This is a genomic window from Amycolatopsis sp. SID8362 (genome assembly GCF_010550475.1).
Classification (GTDB): domain Bacteria; phylum Actinomycetota; class Actinomycetes; order Mycobacteriales; family Pseudonocardiaceae; genus Amycolatopsis; species Amycolatopsis eburnea.
The window spans coordinates 1-9,176 of record NZ_JAAGNB010000873.1 but is presented as its reverse complement, the minus strand read 5'-3'; the positions used below and the strand labels follow the sequence as shown (position 1 = coordinate 9,176).

Here is a 9,176-nt window from a genome sequence, read left to right as displayed (position 1 = left end):
GTGGCCGCCCATTCCGGCCGGGCCAGCGAGCCCGGCAGGCGGATTTCCCGCAGCCACGCGTGCGCGTCGGGGGTGATCGCGCGCACCGCGTGGTCGGCGCCCACCACGATGACGCCCGGCGGCAGGTCCGGCCCGGACGGCCGCAGGGACGGTGTCGTGACGTACCGGCGCGAGGCCGCGACGAGCGGTTCGGCGAGCCGCGCGACGCGCTCGACGTCGTCCTGCTCGAAGGGCCTGCCGCCCTGCTCGCGGAACAACGCGAGCGTCCCCCAGACCCCGTGCGGGCCCCGCAGCAGCAGGCGCAGTTCGCCGCTGAACCCGTTGTCCAGCAGGATGCGGTGCCCGCGCCGGTCGCGCGCGTCGACGACGTGGCCCAGCACGCCCCGGCGGACCAGCTCCGCCGGGTGGGCCGGCTCCCGGCCGGAGTAGCACGCGCTCAGCTGCGCCCGTTCGACGTTCGGGGCGAGCCGGTGCCAGAACCCGAACGACGGCATGTCCGTGCCCGGGGTCCGCCAGCACAGGTGGAGGGCGTCGTGCCCGGCCAGCCGGGTGACCGCACGCGAGACGGCTTCCCCCATTTCGTCCGCGGTCACCCCTTCCCTCGCGATTGAACAGAGTTCACGTTCTCTTCGGTCCGCGTCCGTTCTCACGGTTTCGAGTGTCCGGATCTTTCCGTTTCCGGAAAACGGATTTCCGCGTTTTCCGCGCTCGGCGCACGAAGATCCACCCTTTCGTGCACCTCGGCCTATCGCGGGTGTATCGAAAAACGCATACGGGACGGCAACCGCGCCCCGTCTTGACTGGCACGCATGACCGACAGCCAGCAAGCACCGGCCCGCAGCCGCGCGCCGGTGACGATCGGGGTCACCGTCTACGGGTGCGCACCCGACGAGGCCGCGCTCTTCCGGGAGCTGGCGGTCCGCTGCGGGGTCACGCCCACCATCACCGAAGCCGCCCTCTCCGAACGCAACGCGGGCCTGGCCGCCGGGAACCGGTGCGTCAGCATCGGGCACAAGACCCGGGTCGACGGCCCGGCGCTGCGGGCGCTCAGCCGGGCCGGCGTCGAGTACGTCTCCACCCGGAGCGTCGGCTACGACCACATCGACGTCGAATACGCGAAGTCCGTCGGCATCACCGTGGAAAACGTCGCCTATTCACCCGACAGCGTGGCCGATTACACCCTGATGCTCATGCTGATGGTGATCCGCGACGCGAAGTCCGTACTCCGCAAGGCGGACGTCCACGACTACCGGCTGAACGACGTCCGCGGGAAAGAACTGCGCGACCTCACCGTCGGGGTCGTCGGCACCGGACGCATCGGCGTCGCCGTCATGGACCGGTTGCGGGGGTTCGGGTGCCGGATCGTGGCGCACGACAGCGTGCCGCGGAACTCCGCCGACTACGTGCCGCTCGACGAACTCGTGCAGGTCAGCGACATCGTCACGCTCCACACGCCGTTGACCGCGGACACGCACCACCTCCTCGGCCGGCAGCGGATCGCGCGGCTCAAGCGGGGCGCGTTCGTCGTCAACACCGGACGCGGCCCGCTCCTCGACACCGAGGCGCTCGTCCGCGGGCTGGAGAGCGGGCGGCTGGGCGGCGCCGCGCTCGACGTCCTCGAAGGCGAGGAAGGCGTCTTCTACACCGACCACCGGGACGCGCCGCTCCGCTCGAAGGTGCTGTCCCGGCTGCAACAGCTGCCGAACGTCGTGATCAGCCCGCACACCGCCTACTACACCGAGCACGCGCTGAGCGACACCGTCGAAAACAGTCTCGTCAACTGCCTGAGCTTCGAAAGCGGGAACCACCATGGCTGACCTGAAAGTCGGGATCCTCTTCGGGGGTTTCTCCGAGGAACACCCCGTCTCCGTCAAGTCCGCGCACGAGGTCGCCAAGCACCTCGACCCCGGAAAGTACGAGCCGGTCTGGATCCGCATCACCAAGGACGGCGCCTGGGAGCTCTGCGATGGCCCCGGCGCCGAGCACGGCCGCCCGGTCGTGCTGTCGCCGGACGGGCTGCTCGTCCTTTCCGACGGGAAGTACGAGGTGATCCGGCTCGACGTCGTCCTCCCCGTGCTGCACGGCCGGTACGGGGAGGACGGCGCGGTGCAGGGTTTACTCGAACTGGCCGGCGTCCCCTACGCCGGCTGTGACGTCACCGGATCCGCGCTGTGCATGGACAAAGCGCTGACCTACCTGGTCACCGCGAGCGCGGGCATCGCCACGCCGAAGCACTGGGACGCGGACGAAGACCCGGGCGCCTTCAGCTATCCCGTCTTCGTCAAGCCCGCGCGCTCGGGATCCTCTTTCGGGGTCAGCAAAGTAGTGCGCGAGGAGGACCTGGCGGACGCGATCGAGGCCGCGCGGGAGTACGACGAGCGGGTGCTGATCGAGGAAGCGGTCGTCGGCAGCGAGATCGGGTGTTCCCTGCTGGGCACCGGTTCCGACCTGATCACGGGCGAGCTGGACCGGGTCGCGCTCACCCACGGGTTCTTCAAGATCCACCAGGAGGAGAACCCGGAAAGCGGGTCGGAGAACTCGGCGTTCATCGTGCCCGCGGACATCCCGGACGAGGCGCGGTCGCTGGTCCTGGAAACGGCGAAGGCCGTCTACCGCGCCTTGGGGTGCCGGGGGCTGGCCCGGGTCGACCTGTTCCTGAAGGACGACGGGACCGTCGTGCTCAACGAGGTCAACACCCTGCCCGGGCTGACCTCCTACAGCCGCTACCCGCGGATGATGGCCGCCGCCGGGCTGCCGCTCGGAGAAGTGCTCGACCGGCTGCTTTCGCTTGCGCTGCAGGGGAACCCGAGGTGAACGACGACTTCGTCTTCGTGGACGAGTGCGCGCCCGGGATCCGCTGGGACGCCAAGTACGCCACCTGGGACAACTTCACCGGCAGGCCCGTGGACGGCTACCTCGCCAACCGCGTCGCCGGCACCAGGGCGCTGGGCGCGGCCTTGGCGCGAGCCCAGGAGAAGGCCGAGACCCTCGGGTTCGGGCTGCTCCTGTGGGACGGCTACCGGCCGCAGCGGGCCGTCGACCGCTTCCTCCGGTGGTCGCGCGAACCCGAGGACGGCCGGACGAAACCGCGGCACTACCCGAACATCGCGCGCACGGAGATGTTCGAAAAGGGTTATGTGGCCGCGAAATCGGGGCACAGCCGGGGCAGCACCGTCGACCTGACGCTCTACCACCTGGCCACCGGCGAGCCGGCCGCGATGGGCGGTGGCCACGACCTGATGGACGCCGTCTCGCACCACGGGGCGGCCGGGATCACGGCCGCCGAGACGGAGAACCGGCGGCACCTCTGCACCATCATGGAGTCCTGCGGGTTCCGCCGGTACGACCGGGAATGGTGGCACTACACGCTGAACGACGAGCCTTACCCGGACACGTATTTCGACTTTCCCGTCCCCTGGCGCTCGTGACCCGGCACCCGCACGGTGACGCGCAACCCGCCGTCGAGGCGCGGCGTCAGCGTGAGGGTGCCGTCGTGGGCCCGGGCGATGCTGGCGACGATCGCCAACCCGAGCCCGACGCCCGCGTCGTCGCTCTTCACGCGTTCGGTGCCGCGCTGGAACGGCTCGGCCAGCGTCGCCACCAGCTCCGGCGCGAGCGGCGCGCCGGTGTTCTCGACGGTCAGCTCGACGCTCCCGCCGTGGACGCTGGTCTCGACCCACACCGTGCCCGCCTCCGCTCGGTTGTGGACGATCGCGTTGTGCACGAGGTTCGTCGTGAGCTGCAGCAGCAGCGCGGCCGAGCCGGTGGCGGCGGCCGGCACGCCGGACACCGAGAGCGTGACGCCGCGTTCCTCCGCGAAGGCGAGGAGCGTTTCGGCGGCTTCCTCCGCGATCAGGGACAGGTCGACCGGTTCCGGGGTGAACGACCGCTGGTCGGCGCGGCTGAGCAGCAGGAGCGCCTCGGCGAGGTCGATCGCCCGGGTGGTGACGGTGTCGAGGCGGTCGACCAGCTCGTCGACGTCGCGGTCACGGTCGTTGCGGGCGACGTCGAGGAGCGTCCGGGTGATCGCCAGCGGGGTGCGCAGCTCGTGCGACGCGTTGGCGGCGAACCGCCGCTGCTCGGCGACGTGCGCTTCGAGCCGGGCGAGCATGGTGTCGAAGGCGTCGGCCAGCTCGCGGAACTCGTCGCGGCGGCCCGGCAGCCGGATCCGGTGCGAGAGGGAGCCGTCCGCGGCCGTGCGGGTGGCCTCGGTGATGCGGTTCAGCGGGGCCAGCACCCGGCCGGCGAGCACCCACCCGCCCGCGAGCCCGAACACCAGCAGGAAGAGCAGGCAGGCCGCCGCGGACGGGGCGAACGCGCGGATGAGGACGCGGCCGGGTGGCGACATCACCACCGGCATCAGCTCCAGGCTCAGCTGCTGGTAGTTCAGCAGGAACAGGCCCACCGCGGCGAGCAGCAGGGTGCCGGTGACCATGACGACGCCGGCGTAGCTGAGGGTCAGCTTGAGGCGGACGCTCAGCCCGGGCGCCCTATCCACGGCCGCTCTCGATGCGGTAGCCGACGCCGGGCACGGTCGCGATGATCCCGGGCTCGCCGAGCCGTTTGCGCAGCGACGACACCGTGATGCGCACGGCGTTGGTGAACGGGTCGGCGTTCTCGTCCCAGGCCCGCGCCAAGAGGTCCTCGGCGCTCACGACACCCCCTTCGGCGGCGACGAGGACCTCCAGCACCGCGAACTGCTTCCGGGTCAGCGCGACGTACCGGCCGTCGCGGAAGACCTCGCGGCGGAACGGGTCCAGCCGCAGCCCGGCGATCTCCCGCACCGGCGGCCGGTTGTGGGCGCGCCGCCGGTCGAGCGCCCGCAGCCGCAGCACCAGCTCCCGCAGCGCGAACGGCTTGGTGAGGTAGTCGTCGGCGCCGAGCTCGAACCCGGTGGCCTTGTCGTCGATCCGGTCGGCGGCGGTGAGCATGAGGATCGGCGTCCCGCTGCCGGAGGCGACGATGCGCCGGGCGATCTCGTCGCCGGACGGGCCGGGGATGTCGCGGTCGAGCACGGCGATGTCGTAGGTGTTGACGCTCAGCAGTTCCAGGGCCGTGTCCCCGTCGCCGGCGATGTCGGCCGCGATCGCCGCCAGGCGCAGCCCGTCCCGGATGCCTTCGGCCAGATAGGGTTCGTCCTCGACGACCAGCACACGCACGCCCCCGATCGTACGAGCCGGGTCCTATCGGCGGCGTATCGAAAACCGGATACGGGCCCGCATCGCGGCGTTCCCTTGACTGGGCGCATGACTCCTCGCGAACTCCTCGTCCGCGGTGCCGTCCCCCAGCCGGTGAGCGTCTTCGACGACGAGACACCGGCCGTCGTCAACCTCGCCCCGGACCTCCTCGCCGCCCTGCGCCGGGCCGCGACCGACGCCGGCATCCCCATCCTCGTCAACGGCGGCTGGCGGTCCCCCGGGTACCAGGACGAACTCTTCCGCCGGGCCGTCGCCGAGCACGGCTCGGAAGGGGAAGCCCGCCGGTGGGTGGCCACTCCTGAGACCTCGGCGCACGTGACGGGCAACGCCGTCGACATCGGCCCGGCGGCGGCCCGGGAGTGGCTGGCCGAGCACGGGGCGGGGTACGGGCTGTGCCAGATCTACCGCAACGAGCCGTGGCACTACGAGCTGCGTCCCGAAGCCGCCGAACACGGCTGCCCGCCGATGTACCCCGACCCCAGCCACGACCCGCGCACGCGGCTCAGGACGTGATGGTCGGCAGCTCCGGCGCCGCGACGTCGTAGACCTTGCCCTCCTGCGTCAGCAGCGCCGCCAGGACCTTGGCCTTGCGGTCCGTCTGCTCCGCGGTCCCCCACCGGACGATCTTGCCGCTCGACAGCGTGAATTCGACGCTCGCCGGTGTCTTGGCCGTCGCCGTCGTGACCTGCTTGAGGAGCTGCTCCGGGATCACGCCGAGGACCGCCGTCACCGCGCGGGTCACCGGGTCGTCCGCGGACACCTTGGGGAGCTTCAGCTCCGGCAGGCCCGCCGGGCGGGCCGGGACCGTCTTAAACACCACGCCGCCGCCGTCGACCAGGTGGACGCCGTCGCCGCCGGGGCCGCTGTCGAAGAACGCGATGGCCGTCCGCTCGGTCACCGTGATCTCGATCGTGTTGGGCCAGGAGCGGGACACCTCGACCGTCGCGATGCCCGGCATGCCCGCCACCCGGTCGCGGATCTCGTCTGCGTCCAGGCGCAGCAGCGGCTTGTCGGCCGGGACCGCCGCCACCGCGCGGATCTGGTCGGCGGGCACCGTGCGCGCGCCCGACACCGCGACGTCCTTGACGCCCAGCATCGAGCTGAAGAACAGCAGGTACACGCCCGCGACGACGGTCAGCACGGTGAGCAGCGCGACCCACCGGCGGCGGATCTCCGCCTGCCGGTTGGGCCGGGCGCGCGGGCCGGTCTTCGCGCGCGCGGCGCGGGTGCGGCGGCGCTCCTCTTCGGAGCGCCGCCCGCGCCGTTCCCGCGCCAGGGCGGCACGATCCCGTTCGTCCTCTTCGGACGGACGGCGGCGTTCCCTGGTCGGACTCATGGTGTCAGCGCTTGTCCAGCTCGGCGAGGATCTCCGGCCCCAGCTGCGTCACGTCCCCCGCGCCCATGGTGACGACGAGGTCGCCGCCGCGCACGAGCCCGGCCACCAGACCGGGTGCGACGTCGAACGCGGGCTCGTAGTGCACCGGCACGGTCACGCCGTCGGCGATCAGCGCACCGGTGACGCCCGGCTCGGGCTCCTCACGGGCGCCGTAGACGTCCAGCACGACGACCTCGTCGGCCAGCGACAGCGCCGCGGCGAACTCCTTCGCGAACAGCTTCGTCCGCGAGTACAGGTGCGGCTGGAACACGACGACGACCCGGCCGGACCCGGCCGCCGTCCGGACCGCGCGCAGCTGCGCGTCGACCTCGGTCGGGTGGTGGGCGTAGTCGTCGTAGACGCGGACGTCCGCCGCGCGGCCCTTGAACTCGAACCGGCGCCGCACACCGCCGAACGCCGCGAGCCCCTCGGCCAGCTCGGCAGCCGGTGCGCCCAGCTCGATCCCGGCCAGCAGGGCCGCGACCGCGTTGAGCGCCATGTGCTCACCCGGCACCGCGACCCGCACCGAAAGCTCGGAGCCGTCCAGCGCCAGCCGCACGACGCCGCCGTCGGGCGCCGGGGTGTACTCCAGCACGCGGGCGTCGTCCGGACCGGTGACCGTGCGGCCGTAGCGGCGCACGCGCACGCCCAGCTTCTCGGCCTGCGCGCCCAGCTCGTCCGCCGCGGCGTCGTCACCGCAGACGATCAGCAGGCCGCCCGGCACGATCCGGCCCACGAAGTCCGTGAACACCTTCGTGTAAGCCTCGGCCGTGCCGTGGTGGTCCAGGTGGTCGGGCTCGACGTTCGTGACGACCGCGACCGACGGCGAGTAGGTCAGGAACGACCCGTCGCTCTCGTCGGCCTCCGCGACGAAGACGCCGCCCTCGCCGTGGTGGGCGTTGGCGCCGGACTCGTTGAGGTCGCCGCCGATGGCGAACGACGGGTCGAGCCGGCAGTGCTGCAGCGCCACGGTGAGCATCGACGTCGTCGACGTCTTGCCGTGCGTGCCCGCGATGCAGGCGACGCGGTGGCCTTCCATCAGCCCGGCCAGCGCCTGCGCCCGGTGCAGCACCGGGATCCCGGCGGCGCGCGCTGCGGCCAGCTCGGGGTTGGTCTCCTTGATGGCCGTCGAGACGACCACCGCGGACGGCGGCTCGGCGAGCGCGGAAATGTTCGACGCGCTCTGGCCGACGAACAGCTCGGCGCCCTGGGCCCGCAGCGACAGCAGCGCGCGCGACTCCTTGGCGTCCGAACCCGACACGAACGCGCCCCGGGCCAGCAGGATCCGCGCGATGCCGGACATGCCGGCACCGCCGATCCCGATCAGGTGCGCCCGGCGCAGCTCTTCAGGCAACTCAGGCACCGGCGGCCTCCAGGACGATGCGGGCGAGGGTCTCGTCGGCCTCGCGGTGGCCCATGCCGGCCGCCGCCGCGCTCATCTTCGCGACGCGGTCGGCGTCGGTGACCAGCGGGACGACCAGCTCGGCGACCTTGGCCGGGGACAGGTCGCCGTCGGAAACCATCAGCGCGGCCCCGGCGTCGACCGCGGGCCGGGCGTTGGAGGCCTGCTCGCCGTTGCCGATCGGCAGCGGGACGAACACCGCGGGCAGCCCGACCGAGGTCACCTCGGCGACGGTCATCGCGCCCGAGCGGCAGATCGCGACGTCGGCGGCCGCGTAGGCCAGGTCCATCCGCTCCAGGTACGGCACCGGCACGTACGCCGGCTTGCCCGGGAACTCCTGCACGACCAGCGTGTTCTTCGGGCCGTGCGCGTGCAGCACGCCGACCCCGGCGTCGGCCAGGTCCTTCGCCGCGCCGGACACCGCGGCGTTGATCGACTGCGCGCCCTGGGAACCGCCGAACACCAGCAGCGTCGGGGCGTCCGGGTCCAGGCCGAAGTGCTCACGGGCCTCGGCGCGCAGCGCGGCGCGGTCCAGCGACGTGATCGACCGCCGCAGCGGGATCCCGACGACCTCGGCGTTCGGCAGCGGCGTACCCGGGACGGCGACCGCGACGCGCTTGGCGAACCGCGCGCCGACCTTGTTGGCCAGGCCGGCCGACTTGTTGGCCTCGTGCACGACGATCGGGACGCGCCCGCGCGCGGCCAGGTAGGCCGGCAGGGCGACGTAACCGCCGAAGCCCACGACGACGTCCGCGCCGACGCGCTCCAGCACCTCGCGGGTCTTGCGGACCGAGTCGCGGACCTTCAGCGGCAGCCGCAGCAGCTCCGGCGTCGGCTTGCGCGGCAGCGGCACCGGCGGGATCAGCTCGAGGTCGTAACCGCGGGCCGGGACGAGCTTGTTCTCCAGGCCGCGCTCGGTCCCCAGCGCCACGACGGTCGCGTCCGGGCGCAGCCGCTTGACGGCGTCGGCCAGTGCGAGGGCCGGCTCGATGTGTCCTGCGGTGCCACCTCCGGCGACCACGACCACAGGCGCTCTGCCCGCGGCGGCTCGCTCGGTTCCCTTGACGGGCTTACTCACCAATGACCTCTCCGGTTCGCGGTACTCCGGGTACCACGGCTCGCTGTTGTCCGCGCGGCCCCGCCGCGAGCGGTGCTCGTGCGGGTCGTGCTCGTCCGTGCCGCGCTGCGGCGCACCGGCTCG

The 9,176-nt window shown here is 72.4% G+C and carries 9 protein-coding genes and 1 pseudogene; 4 read left to right on the top strand and 6 right to left on the bottom strand.

Features of this window, described 5'->3' with window-relative positions; translation table 11 throughout:
• A pseudogene (locus G3I65_RS27410) lies at positions 1-593 on the bottom strand (helix-turn-helix transcriptional regulator); the annotation flags it as partial.
• Between the two features lie 216 nt (positions 594-809).
• On the opposite strand from G3I65_RS27410, the gene G3I65_RS27405 reads away from it, so the two are divergent.
• Genes G3I65_RS27405 through vanX form a run of 3 tightly spaced genes read left to right on the top strand, consistent with a single transcriptional unit; the run spans position 810 to position 3,428 of the window.
• Positions 810-1,817, top strand: a complete 1,008-nt coding sequence (locus G3I65_RS27405; protein ID WP_160698676.1) for a D-isomer specific 2-hydroxyacid dehydrogenase family protein — start codon at positions 810-812, stop codon at positions 1,815-1,817.
• Entirely contained in the window at positions 1,810-2,814 is a 1,005-nt protein-coding gene (locus G3I65_RS27400; RefSeq protein ID WP_160698675.1) for a D-alanine--D-alanine ligase family protein, read from the top strand. The genes G3I65_RS27405 and G3I65_RS27400 overlap by 8 nt, the downstream gene beginning before the upstream one ends.
• Positions 2,811-3,428: a D-Ala-D-Ala dipeptidase VanX gene (vanX, locus tag G3I65_RS27395; protein WP_160698674.1), complete on the top strand. Its 618-nt coding sequence runs from the start codon at positions 2,811-2,813 to the stop codon at positions 3,426-3,428. Before G3I65_RS27400 ends, vanX begins: the two co-directional genes overlap by 4 nt.
• Here vanX and G3I65_RS27390 read toward each other — a convergent pair.
• Positions 3,383-4,498 (bottom strand): ATP-binding protein, encoded by a 1,116-nt coding sequence (locus tag G3I65_RS27390; protein ID WP_309235737.1) that lies wholly within the window; start codon positions 4,496-4,498, stop codon positions 3,383-3,385. The genes vanX and G3I65_RS27390 overlap by 46 nt on opposite strands.
• Complete coding sequence (locus G3I65_RS27385) at positions 4,491-5,159, bottom strand: response regulator transcription factor (RefSeq protein ID WP_160698673.1); 669 nt, start codon at positions 5,157-5,159, stop codon at positions 4,491-4,493. The genes G3I65_RS27390 and G3I65_RS27385 overlap by 8 nt, the downstream gene beginning before the upstream one ends.
• Positions 5,160-5,246: 87 nt before the next feature.
• Here G3I65_RS27385 and G3I65_RS27380 point away from each other — a divergent pair, with 87 nt between their 5' ends.
• Positions 5,247-5,711 carry a M15 family metallopeptidase gene (locus tag G3I65_RS27380; RefSeq protein WP_160698672.1) on the top strand — a complete coding sequence of 155 codons (465 nt, stop codon included), beginning with the start codon at positions 5,247-5,249 and terminating at the stop codon, positions 5,709-5,711.
• Here G3I65_RS27380 and G3I65_RS27375 read toward each other — a convergent pair.
• The 3 genes from G3I65_RS27375 to murG are packed head-to-tail and all read right to left on the bottom strand — an operon-like array spanning position 5,701 to position 9,053.
• Positions 5,701-6,534 carry a cell division protein FtsQ/DivIB gene (locus G3I65_RS27375; protein WP_160698671.1) on the bottom strand — a complete coding sequence of 278 codons (834 nt, stop codon included), beginning with the start codon at positions 6,532-6,534 and terminating at the stop codon, positions 5,701-5,703. The two genes, G3I65_RS27380 and G3I65_RS27375, sit on opposite strands and share 11 nt — an antisense overlap.
• Before the next feature lie 4 nt (positions 6,535-6,538).
• Positions 6,539-7,936, bottom strand: coding sequence for a UDP-N-acetylmuramate--L-alanine ligase (gene murC, locus G3I65_RS27370; protein ID WP_160698670.1), 1,398 nt, complete (start codon positions 7,934-7,936; stop codon positions 6,539-6,541).
• Entirely contained in the window at positions 7,929-9,053 is a 1,125-nt protein-coding gene (murG, locus tag G3I65_RS27365) for an undecaprenyldiphospho-muramoylpentapeptide beta-N-acetylglucosaminyltransferase (protein WP_160698669.1), read from the bottom strand. The genes murC and murG overlap by 8 nt, the downstream gene beginning before the upstream one ends.
• Positions 9,054-9,176: the final 123 nt, after the last annotated feature.